Raw genomic sequence first — 18,973 nt, 5'->3', positions numbered from 1 at the left:
GAAAGCGCGCTGTCTGCAATTCACCCAAGTCCTGCACTGTCGTGTAGGTCGATGGACTATCGGCTGATGCACTGGCCAAGCGTAAACCGCGAGCAATTTCGAATTCGCATCGTTGCAGGAATGTCCCCACGCTGATATTTGTTTGCGTAATTAAAATTTAAACATAAAACGCAAATTGAAAATTTCTGCGATGAAGGTGGAGAGATGCGAATGCCTATTAGCCTGGAGGAGGTCGCCGCACGCCTTGCTACACTGGAGGACAAGGAGGCGATCCGCTCGCTCAAGGCACGCTACTTGCGCGCCTGCGATCTAAAGCAACCTGAAGTGGTGCGGGACTGCTTCATCCCCACTGCGCGCATTGCCTACGATGGATTTCCGGAGTTCGGCGACCGGGATGCTTTCATCGAGGTATTCCGCCAGATGGCTTGCCAGCCCGGCGTGTATGACATCCATCACGCTACTAACTGGGAAATCGATCTAGTCGGGCCGGATGAGGCGCGCGGGCTCTGGTCGCTCAATTTTCGCACAATTCTGATGAACGCACGGCATGTGAGTCGCCTCGCCGTGGAATATGAAGATGTCTATCGCCGTCAGGCGGGGCAATGGTTCATCGCCGAAACGGTGAGCCGGATCACGTCGCTGATTACCGAGGAGATCGCCGAGGACGGTGCACTGCGGGTCGTCGCTTACGGTGAAGCACCGGAGTTTGCCTGAATGGCGATTCTAACCGCCGCCCAAACGGACATGCAAGAGAGGACAAGGGAATGATTGATTACGGATTGGCCGACAAGGTTGCGCTGGTCACCGGTGCCAGCGGCGGCATCGGCCGTGCTGCCGCGCTCGCGTTCTCGCGCTCCGGGGCCAGCGTGCTTGTCAGCGACGTCAACGAGGAAGGAGGGCGGGAAACCGTGTCCTTGATCGAGAAAGCGGGCGGCAAGGCGGTCTGGCAGCGCTGCGACGTAAGCAGGGGTGACGAGGTGAAGGCGATGGTGGCAGCTGCGGTCGCTGCATTCGGTCGCCTCGACTGTGCATTCAACAATGCAGGGATCAACTCCATCGCTGCCAATGAATATGAGGACGAGGTCTGGGCGCGTAGTCTGAGCATCAACCTGACTGGCGTGATGCTGTGCATGCGCGAGGAAGCGGAAGTGATGCTGGCGCAGGGCGGCGGCGCGATCGTCAATACCGCATCGATTAACGGTCTTGTCGGCAACCCCAGTCAGCCCGGCTATACGGCGACCAAACATGGTGTCGTGGGTCTTACCCGGCATGGTGCGCTGCGGTGGGCCAAGGCGGGAATTCGCGTCAATGCCGTGTGCCCCGGCGTGATCGAGACGCCGATGACGGCGCCATTGATCGCCAATCCGCAGATGAAGCAGGTGATCGAAGGGATGACGCCGATGGGGCGCATGGGCAAGGCGGAGGAGATCGCCGAGGCGGTCGTCTGGCTCTGCTCTGACGCATCGGCATTCGTCACCGGCCATCCGCTGGTGATCGATGGCGGAGCCACTGCGATCTGATAGGAAAGGCGCTCGCCTGAAGGATCGGGCGAGCGCTTCCACTTCATCGGTGCGGAGTGTCAGTCCGACATGCTGACCGCCCGGATCAATAGACTGCAGCCGGATTCTTGGGATGCGGGCTGCCGAGCATCTCGCGGTACGAGGGGCGTTCGCGGCCTCGGTCGGTCACGCCGAGATCGCGGGCCACTTCGGCGACGATCAGCGTCTGGCCGGAAAGGTCCGTCCGGTCGGGCGCGTGCTGGATCGCTTCCAGCACATGCGCGGAAAATTCCGGGTTCTCCGCCGTTTCCGCGAAAGCCTCATACTGTTCGGGGTTGGTGCGGCGGGCGATCTCGGCCCGTTCGGTGACTTGGGGCCCCAGCCAAAGCGAGACGGCGATCACGCCGGTGCCGCGCAAGTCGTGCTCCATGTCGTGTACCAGCTTGTCGAGGCCGGCCTTCTGCGCGCCATAGGCCGGGCCGTGCATGTAGCAGGAGGCACCGAACGAAGAGGTCATGGCGATGCAGCCTGATCCCTGCGGCACCATCATCCGAGCCGCGTGCCAGCTGGCGACGTAGGCCGAGCGTAAACCAACATCGAGAATCTTCTGCGCGTCCAGTTCTTTCTCCCAAAACGGCATCTTGGCGATCAGCTGGTGATGCATGTAGGCGGCATTGTTGACGAGCACGTCCAGCCGCCCGGATTCCTGCCGGATGCGGTCAAACAGCGCGGCGACCTGTGCATCGTCCGCATGGTCGCAAACCACCGGGATGCCGGTGCCGCCAAGTTCGTTCACGCGGGCGGCGGTTTCCGCCACTGTGCCCGGCAACACCGATCCGTCCCACCCCTTGGCATCGCCCGGAACCGTCGTGCGGCCAGTAACATAGACAGTATAGCCCATTTCGCCGAAGCCGCGCGCAATGCCCGCGCCGGCGCCCCGGCTTGCGCCGGTGACGAGCGCGACCTGTCCGTTTTCTTGCGCCATTTACTCTCTCCCGTTGGCTTTATCTGTGGGTCGGTCAGCTCGCGTATTAGTCCGCGAACTGGAATTGGCTGGTGGGGATCACGTCGATCCGCGAAAAGTCGATGAAGCGCATGCAGCTGTCCATCATGATGCGGGCGTTCGCCTCGAACTTGGCAGGATCGCCGGCCGCGTCGAAAAACACTTCCGGCGCGGACATCGCCTCAGCCGGGAAGCACTCTTCCACGAAGGCATCGTATGCCGGCGCGTCGTAGGTGAGCGGGCGCACCACGATGTTCTGCACGTATTCGAAGTTAGACTGCGTCTCGATGGCGACGCGGGTGTGCTCGCCCAGCCAGTGGGCGAGCGCGGCATCGCGGCTCATGTCGCGGCGGAAGGTCAGGAAGGTGGACTGGCTCCAGCCCCAGGTTCGCGTGTCGGGCCGGGGCGGATGTGCGTCATTGGCGATGATGGTCGATTCGCAGACCAAGTAGGCCGCGAAACGGCCCGAGTAATTCGCCAGCACGGCGTCCACCGCGGTGCGAAACCGGCCATTGGCCGATTCCATCCAGCACTGCACGATCGCATCCTGCTGCGGGGCCTGCCAGCGCTGCACCATCTGGTCGGCCGGAGACACCGCCGCATCGCGCAGGTTCAGGCGCACGCGGCAAGCGCCCGCCGCCTGTAGCGCGGCAGGCAATCCGGCCAGCAGCCGGTCCGCATAGGCGCAACAATTTTCGTCCAGAGGTGCCCAGAGGGCGGCGACAATCTTTTCCACGAGTCCGGCCGTCCTTCAGTCGAAATTGGCCTGCCCGCCGTCGAGGGGGATGGTGGCGCCGGTCAGATAGCCAAGATCGGTGCCGCACAAGGCCACAAGTGCACGACCGATGTCTTCCTCCAGTCGGCCGATCCGGCCGAGCGGGATGGTGCGGAAGAAGGCTTCCGCCTCAGCGGGATTGTGCTCGATCCAGCCCTTGAGGCCGGGCGATTCCCCGTGCGGTGCGATGGTCAGCACGCGTACGCCAGCGCGGCCCCACTCGGCCGCCGCGGCGCGGGTTAGCGCGCGCGTGGCCTGCTTCACGGCGGCATAGGCGCCATATCCGGTCATGTCCCAGCGGATCCCGGCCGAGGAGGTGAAGTTGAAGATCGTACCGCCGCCGCGCGCGGCCATCACCGGCTGCACGCGCTTCATCAGGCGGAAAGTGGCCAGCGGACCAGATTCGAAGCCGGCAGTGAAAGCCTCGTCCGTCACATCGTCCAGCTTCCCAAGCGGTACTTGCTGCGCGTTGTTGACCAGTATGTCGATCCCACCGAACGCGGAGCAGGTAGCCTCTACCGCAGCGTCGATCTGCTCGGCATTGCAGACGTCGCAGGCCAGCGCCTGCGCCTCCCCGCCCTCCGCGACAATGGCCTGCGCCGCTAGCGCCACTTTGTCATAAGTGCGGCCTGCCAGCATCACTTTCGCGCCAGCCTGCGCCATGGCACGCGCCACACCATGGCCGATCCCCTGTCCCGCGCCGGTAATCAGCGCCACTTTGCCTTTCATCTCCACCATTATGTTCTTTTACCCGAATGACTCGTAGAAAATGACAGATCATTTTACGCATGGAGTTGACAGGAGCGCAATATCAATCGCAACATGCGTCACAAGATCCTATAAAGAGGCCGGGCTACCGGCCGGGTGAGAGGCATGACCGGGAATTCGAGCGCGCAATGGGACTCACAGTGGGACATGGTCGTTGATGTCGTCGTCGTCGGATCAGGGGCGGGAGGGATGCTGTCCGCGCTGGTCGCGGCGCATGACCGAGCCGATGTGCTGATCGTTGAAAAGGACCCGCTGTGGGGCGGCACTTCTGCCACATCGGGCGGCGGCATCTGGATTCCGGGCAGCGATCAGGCGCGCGAGGCCGGGTTCGTGGACGATTTGGACGAAGCCTTCCGCTATGTGCGCGAGCTTTCGGCCGACAATGTGCCCGATGAGAACATCCGCGCCTTTGTGGACAATGCCGCACCGATGCTTCGATGGGTCACCGCCAATACGCGCGTGCGCTATCAGGCGCAGCCCTATCCCGACTATCATGCGGAGAATCCGGGCGGCTCGCCCACCGGATTTCGCACCCATCTGCCGTTAGAGTTCGACGGCAAGTTGCTCGGCGCAGCGATCCGCACGCAGCGCTTTCCTTCTCCAGCGGCCAGTCTGTTCGGCTACCTCCAGTGGACGTTTGCCGAGACGTACGAACTGCTCTACCGCACCAAGGGCTGGTTCACGCACCTTGCCTGCAACATGGGCAAGTACTGGCTGGACCTGCCGTTCCGCTTTACCTCGCGTAAGGATCGCCGCCTGACTTTGGGAGGTGCGCTGACCGGTGCGCTTCGGCTGGCGCTGGACGAGGCGGGTGTGCCGGTCTGGCTGGGCTGCCCGATGCGGGAGATCGTTCGCGAGGATGAGCACGGGGACGGGCGTGTCACCGGCATCGTGGTGGAGCGCGACGGCAAGCCGCTGCGGATCGGCGTGCGCAAGGGCGTGGTGCTGGCGGCGGGCGGGTTCGACAAGAACCAGCAGATGCGCGATGCCAATGCGCCGCTTTATCCGCAGGCGAAACTGTCCGGCGGCGTCACCAGCAATACCGGCGATTCCATCCGCGCGGGCGTGGCGATCGGGGCGGGCACGATGAACCTGCAATCGGCCTGGGCCGCGCCGGTGTTCTACGTTCCGGGTGAGGATCGCGGCCGGCTCTGCACGATCGAGCGGGCTTTGCCGGGCTGCATCATGGTCAGCCAGAATGGCGAGCGCTATCTGAACGAGGCGGCCTCCTACCACGTCACTGGTCAGGAGATGGCGCGCCGCCAGCGCGACCATGGCGATGCCAGCCCCAGCTGGATGATCTTCGACCATCGCTATCGCCACCAGTTCCCGATGGGCCCGCTGCTGCCGCTGGTGCCGGACTGGCTGCAATCGCGCGGGGTGCGCCAGATCCTGCGCAAGGGACAGAACGTGGAGGAACTGGCGGCAAAGATCGGCGTCGATCCGGCCGCACTGGCTGGCACCGTGGCGCAGTTCAACGTCCATGCGGCGGAAGGCCGCGATCCCGTCTTCCATCGCGGGGAGGCGGCCTATGACAAGATGTACGGCGATTACCGCCATGGCCCGAACCCCTGCCTGCGCCCGCTGACGGAAGGGCCCTTCTATGCCCTGCCGATCTATCCGGGCGACATCGGGACGAACGGCGGCCTGCGCACCAATGCGCGCGCTCAAGTGCTGGACAATCACGACGCCGCCATCCCCGGCCTCTATGCCGTGGGCAACAATGCCGCATCGGCCATGGGGGAGAGCTATCCGGGCGCCGGCGTCACCATCGGCCCGGCCATGACTTTCGGCTACATCGCCGCGCGGGACCTGACCGGCGCGAACGATGAGGCGACATCTCGGAATTTCGCTGCCGCCCACTCGTGCACGATGGCCTCGCAGTCTGCTCTGTAAACGAACCTACAAGCGGCAGAACAGGGGCGGAAACTAGCCATGTCCGCGCCGAAGGCCGCAAACACATCGGCAAGTTCAGCGCGTTGGCAGGCCCGTCACGCGTGATTTGATTGCGTCGGTCAGGAAGGCAATCAGGGCAGCCAGATTTGGACTGGGCGGTGCCTTGGCGCGATGGAGAAGCCATAATGGGCAGGCGTGGCGCGGATCAGGTGGGGCCAAGCGTTTCAGATCGGGCTCGGCATCGGCCGCGAAGCACCAGAGCGTTGCACTGCCCAGCCCGGCCAGGACGGCTTGCTTCATCTGGGGCCAGGCGTTGAAAGTGGTCAGCCCGGCTTTTTCCGCCGCCTCACCGGCTGGATTGCTGGCCGTCCACTGGCTGCCGGGCAGGGCGGCATCGAGTTCGAAACCCCAACCTAATTGTGCAGGCTGCGCGGTCCCGTGCCGCCGGGCGTAAGGGGCCTGCGCCAGAGTCGCCAATTCCACGCCCCAGAGCCGCAGCGGCGGCTTGCGCACAAGCGCGATGGCCAGATCGGCGCGGCGGTAGGTCACCGCGTCGATGGGATCGAGTTCGCCCAGAAGTTCGATGGAGACTTCCGGATGGCGGCGGCGGAATTCGGCGAATTCGGGCAGAAACTCGCTGACGATGCCCCCGCTGCCCGCCACGCGCACTGGGCCTTGTGGCAGATTGGGCAGGGACAGATCGCTGCGCATCCGGGCGACTTCGCGCTCCATCACTTCGGCGGCGGCCAGCAGCCGCTTGCCCGCCCGGTTGGGTGCGGGGCCCAGTGGCCCTTCCTCGAACAGCGCGATGCCCAGCGCCGCCTCCAGCGCGTCGACCCGGCGACCGACCGTCGTACGGTTGATGCCCAGTTGGCGCCCCGCGGCGGTGTACGAACCGGCGCGCACGGCGGCCAAAAAGACCTGAAGATCGCTCCATTCCATAAGGCGTGCATATTTGCACAACATATGTGCAGGTCAATTCCCTTCGCAAATCGCCAATTGAAAGGCTAGATAGGCAAAGAATGCGCCGCCATAAACAGGCGCAGCACAAGGAGTCGATGCAAATGGCCACTACCAGCGACTATGGCCTTGGGCCTCACGCATTTCCGCGTGGCTGGTTCATGATCGGAGCGGCAGAGGAGGCGACGCGCACACCCGCCGCGATCCGCTATTTCGGCAAGGATCTGGTGCTTTATCGCGGGGAATCGGGAACGGCCTATGTCGTCGATGCCTATTGCCCGCACATGGGTGCGCATCTGGCGAAGAACAGCACGTCCTACATCGTGCGCGACGCCGAACATGTCGAAGGCGAATCGATCCGCTGCCCGTTCCACGGCTGGCGCTACGGCCCGGACGGCGCGTGCAACCACATCCCCTATTCGGACTTCGTGCCCAAGGCGGCGAAGCTGGGTACCTACAGAGTGATCGAGCGCGCCGGCATCCTCTGGATGTGGCATGACGAGGAAGGGCAGGACCCGGACTATGATCTGCCCCAATTCGGCGGCCATTACGGCGAGCCGGGCTGGGTGGAATGGAAGATCGACTTCATGGGCGATCTGAACGTCCACGGTGTCGAGATCGTCGACAACATGGCGGATTATGGCCACTTCGTGCCGATCCACGGCGCCAAGGACTTCCAGTACTTCGCCAACGAGTTCCAGAACCACGTCGTCCACCAGTACTACAGCGCGGGGCACCGCACGTTGACGGCTTCGGCCGAGGATCAGCTGGTGCTGGATACCTGGTACGAAGGGCCGGGCTTCCTCCAGTCCGAAATGGCGGGCGCGTTCGACAGCTTCATCATGATCGCCAATACGCCGATCGAGGATGGCCGTTCGCGGGCATGGCACGCCCTGATGGTGAAAGTGCACGATGGTTTGCGAGAGACGACGGATGAGGATCGCGCCAATGCCGCGATGTATCAGGAAGGCAGCCGCCTTGCTTTTGCGCAAGACGTGGAGATCTGGGCGAACAAGCGCGCCTGCATCAACCCTATGGCCGTGCCGGCGGACGGACCTTACGGCAAAGTGCGCAGCTGGTATCGCCAGTTCTTCAATCCCCGCGCTAAGGCCCCGGAAATCCAGGGCCGCGTGAACGGACTGGTGGTCACGCTGGACAAGCGACCCGGCAGCGTAGCGGCCTGACGCGAACGATGTGAGCTTGGCGACCTGTCTGCCATTGACAGGCAGGTCGCGCATTCGTTCGAGTGGCAATGCAAATATCCGTCCGTCTCGCTCGTGGAAACGCCTCCCATGGAATACGGTGAGGTTTCCATCGATCGAATTACAGCGATCATTCGTTCGCTCGCTCCATTGACCAGCGATGCGAAACTGGACTGAGAATTCCAGTACACTTGCCGCACAACATGATCTGGCCGTGACGGATTGGCGCGTCCGAAGGCTGTGCCGACCTGCCGGGGCGGCATGCCTCGCGCAGTAATGCACTTTTGCCATCACCTTGCATCACAGACGGAGCGACTTTCGGTATCTTGCTTGATGCCTAAAGTGGCGATTTGCGTAGATAGAAACATAAAATGCAGTGCAAATAATAAATTTATTGCCATATGATGCGGTGAATTTTATAAAAAAGTCCGATTTTTATGCGCGAAGATGCAAGAGGGTCACGGGAGAGAAAACCATGAGCAGATTTCGGGCCGCTTCGGCCCTGGCGTCCGGTATGTCCGCCGCCAGTATGACGATCGTTGCCGCTCCGGCTTTTGCTCAGGAAGTGGCTGCAACGCCTCCATCCAAGCAGGATCTTGAAATCGGCATCGGCGATATCGTCGTTACCGCGCAGAAACGTTCGGAAAACGTACAGAACGTACCCATCGCCATATCTGCGGTGAGCAGCGCCTATCTCGAAAGTCGCGGCGTGGATTCCATCGACAAGCTGGGCACGATTGCGCCTAACATGAAGATCGAGCGCGCACCGGGATCGAAGACGGTGTCGCAGATTTCGATCCGTGGCTCGGTCACCATCAATCCGGCCATCACCTGGGAACCGGCGGTCGGTCTCTACATGGACGGTGTCTATATCGCCAAGGCGCAAGGTTCGATCTTCGACATTGCCGATCTTGAGCGCGTGGAAGTGCTGCGCGGCCCGCAAGGCACGCTTTACGGACGCAACGCACTGGCAGGGGCAGTCAACCTGATCACGCGCAAGCCCAGCGGCGAACTGGGCGGCACTGCCGAATTTACCTATGGCAGCTTCGACGAAGTGAAGTTCCGCGGTGTGCTGGACTTGCCGAAGTTGGGAATTTTTTCGGTCAAGCTGTCCGGCCAGTATCGCAGCCGCGGCGGACTGATCGATATCGTGCCCAATCCGGTGCCCAACGTACCGGCGGCTCAGGCGCCGAAGGTGGATGAGGCCGACACGATCAATTCCGGCAGCTTCATGGTGCAGGTTCGCGCTGAGTTGGCGGAGAACATTACTGCCGATTACACCTTCGACTACAGCCGCAGCAAACAGCAGCCGCAGCTTTCGCAGCTTCTGCAAGTCAATGAAAACGGCGATCCGCGCGATATTTTCGATCCCAATTCGCCGGGTTATGCCAGCGGCGGCGCCTATTTCCCGCTTAATCTTTACACCGATCCCAAGCGCGTCACGACGGCCTCGATCGATGCCGATGTCTATGAAAAGACGCGTAGCTACGGCCATGCACTGACGTTGACCGGGGATTTCGGCGGCGCAACGGTCAAGTCAACCACGGCTTATCGTAACCTCAAGTATTCAGACGGCCTTGATCTCGATGGATCGCCGCTTCCGGTCGCCTATACCCAGCGCATTACCGATTATCATGCCTTCAGTCAGGAATTGCAGGTCACCGGAAAGGCCATTTCCGACAAGCTATCCTATGCTGCGGGCGCTTTCTATTTCACCGAAAAGGCCGAAACCGCGAACCCGCAGAGCTACTTCGGCGGGGCTACCGATCTCGATTCCGAGTACGGATCGCATACCAAGGCCTTGGCGCTCTACACCCAGCTGGACTACGAGTTCCTGCAAGGCCTCAAACTGACTCTTGGCGCGCGCTATACGCATGAGAGGAAGGACATTCGCCGCTTCTTCCGCATCAACTACGATGCGGCAAGCGGGATTACTTCACCTCTGGTGGTCGCCGATATCGGTTATGGCGACGTGCCCGATGCCAAGTACAACAGCTTCACGCCGGCCGTAACGCTGGGCTATGAATTGACCGATCAGGTCAACGTCTATGCCCGCTATGCCAAGGGCTTCAAGTCGGGCGGTTTCAACGGCGAGACCAATGTCTTCGTCGCGCCGACTGCGGATTGTCCCTCTGGCGCGACGGAACTGTGCAACCCTTACAAGCCCGAAACGGTCGACAGCTACGAACTGGGCATCAAAACCAAGACCTTCGGCAATCGTCTGATCTTCAACGTTTCCGCATTCCGGGACGAGCACAAGAACATGCAACTGGCGATCTTTACCGCCGGCACCGGCGCCGCTTCCATCGTGCGTAATGCCGGTGCGGCGCGCATCCAGGGGCTTGAGTTCGAGACGGTGTTCCATCCCTTCGATGCGCTGACGCTGAACGGGTCGCTGGCGCTGCTCGATCCCAAGTACAAGCGCTTCATGGACCTGGTGAACGGCGTCGAGACCAACGTGGCCGACAACCGCGCCTTCCCTCATGCGCCCAAAGTGACGGCATCGGGCGGGGCAGACCTGAAGGTTGCACAAGGCGATTGGGGCAAGCTGAACCTCTATGCCGATGTCAGCTATGTGGCGAAGTACTACACTTACCCTTATGCGCTGGCGACTGCCGCGCCTTCGGACCAGAATGCGCATACCTCCCAGTCGAAGGGCCGCACCATCGTCAACTTGCGCGCGAGCCTCACGCAGCTGCCACTGCTGGGCGCGGAGACGGAACTTTCTTTGTTCGTGCGCAACCTGACCAGGGAAGCCAGCCCGACGAACTTCATCGACTTCGGTCCCAGCTTCGGCGGCATGGTGGCGGGGTATTTTCCCGAACCACGCACTTTCGGCGTCACGGTCGGCGTGAAGTTCTGACACGGGGCCGACCACGAAGGACATGACGGGAGACGGCCATGCTCTTTGCAGGCAGAAAGGTTCTGGTTACCGGCGCGGCGTCGGGCATCGGCCGCGCCACTGCGATCCGCTTTGCGGCGGAAGGGGCACATGTCACCATCGGTGATCGCAATGCGGCAGGTCTGGCAGAGACTGCCGCGCTGATGGCAAGCGCACCTTCGATCCAGACGTACGACGCCGCCGACCTCGCGTCCTGCCGCGCTCTGGTGGACATGGCGGCTGGCAACGGACTCGACGTGCTGTGCAACATTGCAGGAGTGCTGAAGTGGGGATCGTCGGAAACCTTCTCGCTCGAAGACTTCGAGCTGCTGCTGAAGGTCAATACCACCAGCGTCTTTGCACTGTGCCAGGCCGCGCTGCCGCACCTGGTGAAAAGCGGGGGGAACATCGTCAATACCGCCAGCACCGCCGCACTTCAGGGCATTGCCTATACGATCGCCTATTCGGCGTCGAAGCACGGCGTGGCGGCGATCACCAAGGGGCTGGCCATAGAATACGCGGCGAAGGGCGTACGCGTGAACGCGATCTGCCCCGGCCATGTCGAAACCCCGATGACGCGCGACACGCCTGCGCTCGAGGGAGAAATCGACTGGTCGCTGGTGATGCGCAATGCGCCGAAACTGCGCGACGGTATCTGCTCGCCGGAGGATGTGGCGGAGATGTTCGTGTTCCTTGCCAGCGACCGCGCCGGCAAGGTGACCGGTGCGCTTTTCACCGTGGATGGCGGTCAGCTTGCGGGGTGACCGGGAGCCAGCAGGATGCGCGCTGTCTCGTTACCGTCCAGCAGCGCGTTGCGGCGGTGAGCCACGCGCCATCCTTCGGGGCGACGCTTGAGCGTCCAGCGATTGGCAGCCACGCGATAGGGCGCGTATCCCGCGGGGCTATGGCGGAACACCACGCTATGGCCGCGTGCGATAGCGGTATCGCCATCGACTTCCACCGCTACCGGACCCAGCAGGTGTGCACAGCCATCGGCCATCAGCGTGCGATGCGCTTCCCCCTCGATCAGAGCGGCGATCGCGGAATGGCCTTCCGCCTGCGCGAAGCCGACCACTTCGTAGATGCCATCCTCGGTCCAGAGCGCGGCCAATGCCCTGGCCTCCCCAGCATCGGCCAGCGGTCCGTAGCTGGCGATCAGATCGCGGATCGCCTCGCGATCTTCCAGTATGCGCAGTCGCGCCGCCAGCGCTTCAAGCAGTTCAGGCATCATTGCTCCTATCGGAAAGAAGTTTGCGGCCATGCAGGGCGGCGTTGTCGCATTCGAACGGAGCGATCGGATGTCCTGCGAGCGACCTCATTGGGGTGAATGATGAGCCAGCACAGACGACGCCTCGCCCTCGATCATCTCACTGCCGTCGATGCGACGCCTCGCCAGCTTGCCGAAGCCGCTTCGGCGGCCGGATGTGCCGGGGTCTGCATGTTCCTGAAGTCGATGCAACAGTTGCCGTCGATGCCCCATTTCGCGCTTACCCGTGCGGAGTGCCGGGACCTGACGGCCTGCCTTGCCGATCTGGATATAGCCCTGGACCTCGCCTATCCTTTCACGCTGGGCGGGCGCAGTCGGCTCGCCGACTTCACCGGCATGCTGGAAGCCGCAGCGGAACTGGGTGCGGGGCTGGTCAACGTACTGCTTTACGACCGGGACCCTGAGCGCCGTCTCGATCTGTTCGGCGGGTTCTGTGATCAGGCCGCACGCTTCGATCTGCGCGTCGCCGTGGAGTTCTACCCGCCATCGCAAGTGCCGTCGCTGGCGGCGGCGCTTGAACTGGCGGCGCGGATCGACCGTCCCGGCCTCGTGGGCGTGAACACGGATATCCTGCACCTCATGCGGTCGGGTGGAACGATCGCCGAAGTGGCAGCAGCGCCACCTGGTCATATTCTCTACGCCCAGGTGTGCGACGGACCTGATACGGCGCCCGAGGACCCCGCATTCGAGGCTTCGTGCGCGCGTCTGCTGGCGGGAGAGGGGACGTTCGACGTCGCGGGTTTCGTCGCAGCGCTTCCACCGCATGTGCCGATCAGCGTGGAAATTCCCCGTGATCGCGGCCTTGCGCTGCCACGCGCGCTTCGGGTAACCGAAGCGATCGAAAGCGTGCGTGCGGCGCTGGCCAACCCTTTCTGAGAACAGCGGCGCGTCGCGCTGCCTCGTGTCGCGGGAAACGAGGTCAGGCTACTTCGTCCCATTGGATGAGATGGCTGATGTCGGTACGCTCCGATGGCTTCAGGCCGGTTTGTTCGAGTCTTCGTGCGGTGAACTGCATCCCGGCCGCGATTGGCTGTACGACTTCGATCACCCGGTCGTATTCGGTGCTGGCCACCTTCCACTGCCCACCTTCGCGGCGGTAGCGGTCGCGATAGATGGCCGTGCCGAAAGTGTGGTCGCCGCGCTCGGTATCGATGAACACATCTTCCAGATACCATACACCTTCGGCCGAATTATCGCCGTTAAGGATGATTTCCGGGCTATGCCCATGATGCATCGCCAGCGCACCGGAATGGAACGAGTTGGCAAGGAAAGTCATCATTTCAGACTTGCCAGAAAGGGCTACGCGGTAGGTGCCGCCGCGATAGCCCACGGTAATATCGTCCGTGAACAGGCCTTCGAGCAATGCCATATCGGCCGTGTCGATGCCGCGGAAATAGCGATATTTGAGCATGCGGATTTCTTCGAGATCGGTCAGTTGCTGAAGCGTCATGGCCATGATTTCTGTTTCCTTGTCAGGCGGTTCGGATTGCGCCGGCGCGGGTTTTCGGGGCGCGGGTCATGCCAATTCTGCTGCCGTTATCGTTACTGCTGCGACGGTGCGGCCCGCCTGTCGTCCAAAGAACGTGCAGTCGGCAAGGCTAAGGCCCGAGCTATAGCCATGGCCCCATGCCGGCAGACCCGATGTACAGCGTCCCGCCGCGTAAAGGCCGGGAACCGACGCACCCGCACGGTCCAGCACGCGGCCGTCCACGTCGGTGCGCAGACCTCCGAGCGTGAAAAACGAGAAGTACGAACTGTCGAAATTCAGTTCGAGCGCCACGAAAGGCCCCTGATCGAGCGGCGTCAGGATCGGCGCCTGTTTGTCGAACAGCGGATCGCGCCCTTCGTGCGCATGGCGATTGTAGAAGGCCATCGTGGCCGCCAGCGTGCCCGTGGGCATCTCCAGTTCGGCTTCGACCTCTTCCCAGGTCTCACCTGTCGCGGCGATGGCAATGCGCGCGATTTCCAGCGGCTGCACGAAATGCGCCATGTCCAGCAGGAGGAAGACCTTGCTGCCCGGCTGGTCGAGCATCGTGCGGCTGACCCGGCCGTGGTAGCAATCCTCGTTGATGAAGCGCTGGCCCTGCTCGTTGACGAAGACGCCGTAGGCGTGGCTTTCCGGCATCGTCCAGGGGCAGGTGGTGAAGAACTGGTCCATGTGGATCGCGTCCCCGCCCGCGCCCATGCCGAGCAGGATGCCGGTGCCGTCGTCCTTCTCACCAATGGGATCGTGAATCTTGCTGGTCAGCGGCGCATAGCGGCGCAGCATGTCGGGGTTCATCGCGAAGCCGCCGGTTGCCAGCACCACGCCCTGATGCGCGCGGATGAAGCGGCTGGCATTGTCGATCCGGGCGATCAGGCCGATGATATGTCCGCCGTCTTCGATCAACGCCACGACGCGGGCGTCGGTCATCACGCGCACACCGGCATCGCGCGCGCGGGCTTCCAGAATGTCCACCAGTGGCCGTCCGCCGCCCCAGCCCATGTGCTGGATCACATGGCCGCGCGGGGCCGGTTTGGCGTGATCGCGAAATGGTGCCGCCGCTTCGCTGCCTGACCAGATCAGGGTGGAATCGTCCACCGGCTCGATATGCTTTCCGGGCAGGAAGTTGCCGCGATAGGGCACGCCCTGCGCCTTTAGCCATTCGTAGTGCGCCAGGGACTCGCGGGCATAGAGATCGCACTTCGCCTCATCCGCGCAGGGGCCGCCGGCCATCTTCAGATAGCGGGCGAAATCCTCGGTCGCGTCCTCGAACCCGGCGCTGCGCTGGGCATCGGTGCCGCCGCTGCCGCCGATGTAGATTTCCCCGCCGGACAGCGCCGAAGCGCCGCCGCTGCCCGAATTGCGTTCGAACAGCAGCACTTCGGCCCCGGCACTGCGGGCCTCGATCGCGGCGCAGGCGCCGGCCGCGCCGAAGCCGACGACGGCGACGTCCGTCTCATGATCCCAGCGCGGCACGTCCGCTGCCGGGAAGGGCTTGTGCAACGACATTTCCGCCATGGTTCTCCCCCGGCATCCTCTCTCGGCAGTGCGCCCCCGTCTTTATGCGGGGGCTGCACCTCTTGGACTTTCAGGCCGTCTGGGCTTTCAGCATGTCCAGCGCGACATCGACGATCATGTCCTCCTGACCGCCCACCATCTTGCGGCGGCCCAGTTCGACCAGAATCGTGCGGGTATCGAGGCCGTAAGTCTCCGCCGCCTTTTCCGCATGGCGCAGGAACGAGGAGTAGACCCCGGCATAGCCGAGCGCGAGCGTCTCTCGGTCGACGCGGACCGGGCGGTCCTGCAGCGGCCGCACGAGGTCCTCGGCCGCATCCATCAGCGCCATGACGTCGCAGCCGTGGTTCCAGCCCTTGCGGTCGGCGGCGGCAACGAAGACTTCCAGCGGCGCATTGCCCGCGCCCGCGCCCATGCCCGCCAGCGAGGCGTCGATGCGCACTGCGCCTTCCTGCGCGGCGACGATCGAGTTGGCGACGCCGAGCGAAAGGTTGTGGTGCGCGTGCATGCCGCGCTGGGTTTCCGGCTTCAGCACCCGGTCATAGGCGGCAAGGCGCGCGGCCACGCCGTCCATGTCCAGCGCGCCGCCGCTGTCGGTAACATAGACGCAGTGCGCGCCGTAGCTTTCCATCAGCAGGGCCTGCGCGGCCAGCGCCTCGGGCTCGATCATGTGGCTCATCATCAGGAAGCCGGACACGTCCATGCCCAGATCGCGGGCGATGCCGATGTGCTGCTTCGAAACGTCCGCCTCGGTGCAGTGGGTGGCGACGCGGACCGAGCGCACGCCGATGTCGTAGGCGCGGCGCAGTTCCTCCACGGTGCCGAGCCCCGGCAGGATCAAGGTGGTGAGCACGCTGTTTTCCAGCACGTCGGCCACGGCTTCCAGCCATTCCCAGTCCGTATGCGCGCCGAAGCCGTAGTTGAAGCTGGTGCCGCTGAGGCCGTCGCCATGCGCCACCTCGATCGCGTCCACGCCCGCCTTGTCGAGCGCGGAGGCGATCGCGCGCACGTGGTCGATACCGTACATGTGGCGGATGGCGTGCATCCCGTCACGCAGCGTCACGTCCTGGATGTAGAGCTTTTCGCCCGCATCGACGTTGAACTTGCCCATTGTCGTAAACTCCTGCGGATCAGGCCGGGGTAGCGGCGGCCATGCGGCGTTCGGCGAGAAGTTCGCCGGTGGCCTTGGCGGCGGCGGTCATGATGTCGAGATTGCCGGAATAGCTGGGCAGGTAATCGCCTGCGCCTTCCACTTCGAGCAGGATCATCGTCTTGATCCCCGTGAACACGCCCATGCCGGGGATTTTCAGCGGATTGTTGTCGCCGAAGCGTTCGAACTGCACTTCCTGCTTCAGCCGGTAGCCAGGCACGTATTTCTGCACTTCGGCCACCATGTCCTGCACCGACTGGCGGATGGCGTCCTCGTCCCCGCCTTCGGACAGGGTGAAGACGGTATCGCGCATAATCATCGGCGGTTCGGCCGGGTTCAGGATGATGATCGCCTTGCCCTTGGTGGCGCCGCCCACGGCTTCGATCGCGCGGGAGGTGGTGCGGGTGAACTCATCGATGTTGGCGCGCGTGCCCGGCCCGGCGGAGCGGGAGGAGACCGATGCGACGATTTCGGCATAGTGCACTTTGCCCACGCGGCTGACGGCGGCGACCATCGGGATCGTGGCCTGCCCGCCGCAGGTCACCATGTTGACGTTGGGCGCGTCCAGATTGGCCTGCATGTTGACCGGGGGCACGATGAACGGCCCGATGGCGGCGGGGGTCAGGTCCACCACCTGGATGCCGTCGGCGCGCAGCGCCTCGTCATGCACTTTGTGGGCGTAGGCGCTGGTCGCGTCGAAGGCGATGCCGATTTCGGGATAGCAGGGCAGCTTCTTCAGCCCCTCTATCCCCTCATGCGTGGTGGCGATGCCGTGCTGGCGGGCCATGGCAAGGCCTTCCGAAGCGGCATCGATGCCGACCACGGCGGCGAGTTCCATGTTCTGGGGGTACTTGATCATCTTCATCATCAGGTCGGTGCCGATATTGCCCGAGCCGATGATGGCGGCCTTCACGCGTGCCATGGTTCCGGTATCCTTACACAAAGCGGGTAATTCTCAAACAAATCGAGCCTGGCAGCGGCCGATGGCCTGGCCGCCCGCCGCGGGGTTCCTGTCGGAGAGGATCATTTCGAAGCTGTCGCCCTTCACGGCGGGCGCGAGGGGGACGAGCGATCCGGACAGGATCACGTCGCCCGCATCCAGCGTGACGCCGTAAGCGCCCAGCGTATTGGCCAGCCAGGCCACCGCCTGCGCGGGATCGCCTTGCACGGCATGGCCATAGCCTTCCGAAAGCGGCTCCCCATTCTTGGTGACGGCCACGTGCAGGCCCGGCAGATCGAACGCGCGGGGATCGAGCCGCTCCTTGCCCAGCACGTAGACGCCGCAGGAGGCATTGTCGGATACGGTATCGACGATGCCGATCTTCCAGTCGGTAATGCGGCTGTCGACGATCTCGAAGCAGGGAACCACGCTCTCGGTCGCGGCCAAGACCTGCTCGGCGGTGACGCCGGGGCCGGAGAGGCCCTCCTTCAGGATGAAGGCGATCTCCGCTTCCGCGCGCGGGGCGATCAGCGCCTTGGCGTCCACGTCGATATCGCCTTCGACATGCATCCAGTCGGTCAGGAAGCCGAAGTCCGGCTGGTGCACGCCCAGCATGTCCTGCACCGCCTTGCTGGTAACGCCGATCTTCTTGCCGACGACCTTTTCGCCATCGGCCAGCCTCCGCCTCAGGAAATCGAGGCTGATGGCATAGGCATCGTCCACCGTCAGCGCCGGATCGCGGGCAATCAGCGGGGAGAGGGTGCGGCGTTCGCGCAGCGCCTCATAAAGTTCCTGCCCATGGCGTGTCGCGGCCGTCATCGCAGGAACTCCACGACATAGCGGTTGAACTCCGCCGCGCGCTCCACCTGCACCCAGTGGCCGGTGTGGGCGAACGTGATTGCCCGCACGTTCGGGCAGCGTTCGAGGAAGAGGCGGGCATGGCTTTCCGGGCAGAACTCGTCGTTCAGGCCCCAGAGCACGAAGACCGGCTGCGCAATCTTGCCGAGGTGCGGGCTGAGGTCGGGCGTGCGCATCCGCACGATCACGTCCTTGGGCTGGGTGCGGGCCACTTCGAAGCGTTCGGCCACCAGCTCCTCGGTAATGAGGTGATGCGCTTCGGCGTGGAGCAGGTTGCCGATCAGCCGGCGCTGCTCATCCAGATTGAAGTCCGGCCCACCGAAGTTGGAGACCATCTTGGCGATGCCGGGCATCACGAAATAGGCTTCCCGCTCGGCAACGCAGCCGGGGGCCATCAGCACCAGCTTCTCGGCGAAGGCGGGATGGTCCAGCGTCATCTGCAGGGCGATGCCGCCGCCCAGCGAATTGCCCACCAGCACCGCGCGTTCGATGCCGTGCGCCACCAGCGCCTCGTGCAGCGTGTCGGTGAACAGTTGCAGCGTGTAGTCGATCCCCTCCGGCTTGGATGAGGCGCCGTAGCCGATCAGGTCGGGCAGGATCACGCGGAAGCCCGCCGCCACGAAGGCGTCGATATTGCCGCGGAAATTGGATGCGCCCGATGCGCCCGGCCCGCTGCCGTGGATGAACACCACGGCGGGGCCTTCGCCTGCCTCCTGGATCTGGATTTCGTGGCCGCCGCTTACGCGGTGACGGGCCGTTTTCAACCTGGCCATCGT

18 protein-coding genes are annotated in these 18,973 nt (G+C 63.4%); 7 read left to right on the top strand and 11 right to left on the bottom strand.

Features of this window, described 5'->3' with window-relative positions; genetic code table 11:
• Positions 1 to 210: 210 nt before the first annotated feature.
• Together L284_RS38120 and L284_RS38115 are read left to right on the top strand one after the other, a co-directional pair.
• On the top strand, positions 211 to 714 hold the full coding sequence (locus L284_RS38120) for a nuclear transport factor 2 family protein (RefSeq protein ID WP_021234634.1): 504 nt from the start codon (positions 211 to 213) through the stop codon (positions 712 to 714).
• Positions 715 to 764: 50 nt separating this feature from the next.
• Positions 765 to 1,520 carry a glucose 1-dehydrogenase gene (locus L284_RS38115; protein ID WP_021234633.1) on the top strand — a complete coding sequence of 252 codons (756 nt, stop codon included), beginning with the start codon at positions 765 to 767 and terminating at the stop codon, positions 1,518 to 1,520.
• 85 nt (positions 1,521 to 1,605) lie between these two features.
• Here L284_RS38115 and L284_RS38110 read toward each other — a convergent pair whose 3' ends face one another.
• From L284_RS38110 to L284_RS38100, 3 genes are read right to left on the bottom strand one after another with little or no spacing between them, the layout of a single operon-like run.
• Positions 1,606 to 2,484, bottom strand: coding sequence for an SDR family NAD(P)-dependent oxidoreductase (locus tag L284_RS38110; RefSeq protein ID WP_021234632.1), 879 nt, complete (start codon positions 2,482 to 2,484; stop codon positions 1,606 to 1,608).
• A gap of 46 nt (positions 2,485 to 2,530) precedes the next feature.
• Positions 2,531 to 3,238, bottom strand: coding sequence for an EthD domain-containing protein (locus tag L284_RS38105; protein WP_021234631.1), 708 nt, complete (start codon positions 3,236 to 3,238; stop codon positions 2,531 to 2,533).
• Between the two features lie 15 nt (positions 3,239 to 3,253).
• Positions 3,254 to 4,015: an SDR family NAD(P)-dependent oxidoreductase gene (locus L284_RS38100; RefSeq protein WP_021234630.1), complete on the bottom strand. Its 762-nt coding sequence runs from the start codon at positions 4,013 to 4,015 to the stop codon at positions 3,254 to 3,256.
• Positions 4,016 to 4,150: 135 nt separating this feature from the next.
• On the opposite strand from L284_RS38100, the gene L284_RS38095 reads away from it, so the two are divergent.
• The gene (locus tag L284_RS38095; protein ID WP_081674030.1) at positions 4,151 to 5,941 is read left to right on the top strand and encodes an FAD-dependent oxidoreductase; all 1,791 of its coding nucleotides are present in this window, start codon (positions 4,151 to 4,153) and stop codon (positions 5,939 to 5,941) included.
• 75 nt (positions 5,942 to 6,016) lie between these two features.
• On the opposite strand, the gene L284_RS38090 is transcribed toward L284_RS38095, so the two are convergent.
• A complete protein-coding gene (locus L284_RS38090; RefSeq protein WP_021234628.1) occupies positions 6,017 to 6,883 on the bottom strand; it encodes a LysR family transcriptional regulator in 867 nt (288 codons plus the stop codon).
• A gap of 122 nt (positions 6,884 to 7,005) precedes the next feature.
• Between L284_RS38090 and L284_RS38085 the strand changes: the two genes are divergently transcribed.
• The 3 genes from L284_RS38085 to L284_RS38075 all read left to right on the top strand — a co-directional run bounded on the left by L284_RS38085 (position 7,006) and on the right by L284_RS38075 (position 11,748).
• Positions 7,006 to 8,085, top strand: a complete 1,080-nt coding sequence (locus tag L284_RS38085; protein ID WP_031342480.1) for a Rieske 2Fe-2S domain-containing protein — start codon at positions 7,006 to 7,008, stop codon at positions 8,083 to 8,085.
• 493 nt (positions 8,086 to 8,578) lie between these two features.
• Positions 8,579 to 10,966 carry a TonB-dependent receptor gene (locus L284_RS38080; RefSeq protein ID WP_031342479.1) on the top strand — a complete coding sequence of 796 codons (2,388 nt, stop codon included), beginning with the start codon at positions 8,579 to 8,581 and terminating at the stop codon, positions 10,964 to 10,966.
• 38 nt (positions 10,967 to 11,004) lie between these two features.
• Positions 11,005 to 11,748: an SDR family NAD(P)-dependent oxidoreductase gene (locus L284_RS38075; protein ID WP_021234625.1), complete on the top strand. Its 744-nt coding sequence runs from the start codon at positions 11,005 to 11,007 to the stop codon at positions 11,746 to 11,748.
• On the opposite strand, the gene L284_RS38070 is transcribed toward L284_RS38075, so the two are convergent.
• Positions 11,733 to 12,212 carry a nuclear transport factor 2 family protein gene (locus L284_RS38070; RefSeq protein ID WP_031342478.1) on the bottom strand — a complete coding sequence of 160 codons (480 nt, stop codon included), beginning with the start codon at positions 12,210 to 12,212 and terminating at the stop codon, positions 11,733 to 11,735. The two genes, L284_RS38075 and L284_RS38070, sit on opposite strands and share 16 nt — an antisense overlap.
• Positions 12,213 to 12,314: 102 nt before the next feature.
• Between L284_RS38070 and L284_RS38065 the strand changes: the two genes are divergently transcribed.
• Positions 12,315 to 13,127, top strand: a complete 813-nt coding sequence (locus L284_RS38065; RefSeq protein ID WP_031342477.1) for a sugar phosphate isomerase/epimerase family protein — start codon at positions 12,315 to 12,317, stop codon at positions 13,125 to 13,127.
• 43 nt (positions 13,128 to 13,170) lie between these two features.
• On the opposite strand, the gene L284_RS38060 is transcribed toward L284_RS38065, so the two are convergent.
• The 6 genes from L284_RS38060 to L284_RS38035 all read right to left on the bottom strand — a co-directional run bounded on the left by L284_RS38060 (position 13,171) and on the right by L284_RS38035 (position 18,970).
• Positions 13,171 to 13,707 (bottom strand): nuclear transport factor 2 family protein, encoded by a 537-nt coding sequence (locus L284_RS38060; protein WP_021234622.1) that lies wholly within the window; start codon positions 13,705 to 13,707, stop codon positions 13,171 to 13,173.
• Between the two features lie 60 nt (positions 13,708 to 13,767).
• Entirely contained in the window at positions 13,768 to 15,243 is a 1,476-nt protein-coding gene (locus L284_RS38055) for an FAD-dependent oxidoreductase (RefSeq protein WP_235054400.1), read from the bottom strand.
• Between the two features lie 79 nt (positions 15,244 to 15,322).
• Entirely contained in the window at positions 15,323 to 16,360 is a 1,038-nt protein-coding gene (gene dmpG, locus L284_RS38050; protein WP_021234620.1) for a 4-hydroxy-2-oxovalerate aldolase, read from the bottom strand.
• A gap of 19 nt (positions 16,361 to 16,379) precedes the next feature.
• Complete coding sequence (locus tag L284_RS38045; protein ID WP_021234619.1) at positions 16,380 to 17,321, bottom strand: acetaldehyde dehydrogenase (acetylating); 942 nt, start codon at positions 17,319 to 17,321, stop codon at positions 16,380 to 16,382.
• Positions 17,322 to 17,354: 33 nt separating this feature from the next.
• On the bottom strand, positions 17,355 to 18,158 hold the full coding sequence (locus L284_RS38040) for a fumarylacetoacetate hydrolase family protein (protein WP_021234618.1): 804 nt from the start codon (positions 18,156 to 18,158) through the stop codon (positions 17,355 to 17,357).
• Positions 18,155 to 18,970: an alpha/beta fold hydrolase gene (locus L284_RS38035; RefSeq protein WP_021234617.1), complete on the bottom strand. Its 816-nt coding sequence runs from the start codon at positions 18,968 to 18,970 to the stop codon at positions 18,155 to 18,157. Before L284_RS38035 ends, L284_RS38040 begins: the two co-directional genes overlap by 4 nt.
• Positions 18,971 to 18,973: the final 3 nt, after the last annotated feature.

It is taken from the genome of Novosphingobium lindaniclasticum LE124, assembly GCF_000445125.1.
Lineage (GTDB): Bacteria > Pseudomonadota > Alphaproteobacteria > Sphingomonadales > Sphingomonadaceae > Novosphingobium > Novosphingobium lindaniclasticum.
The sequence above is the reverse complement of the archived record's forward strand: the minus strand, read 5'-3'. Positions and strand labels throughout refer to the sequence as shown.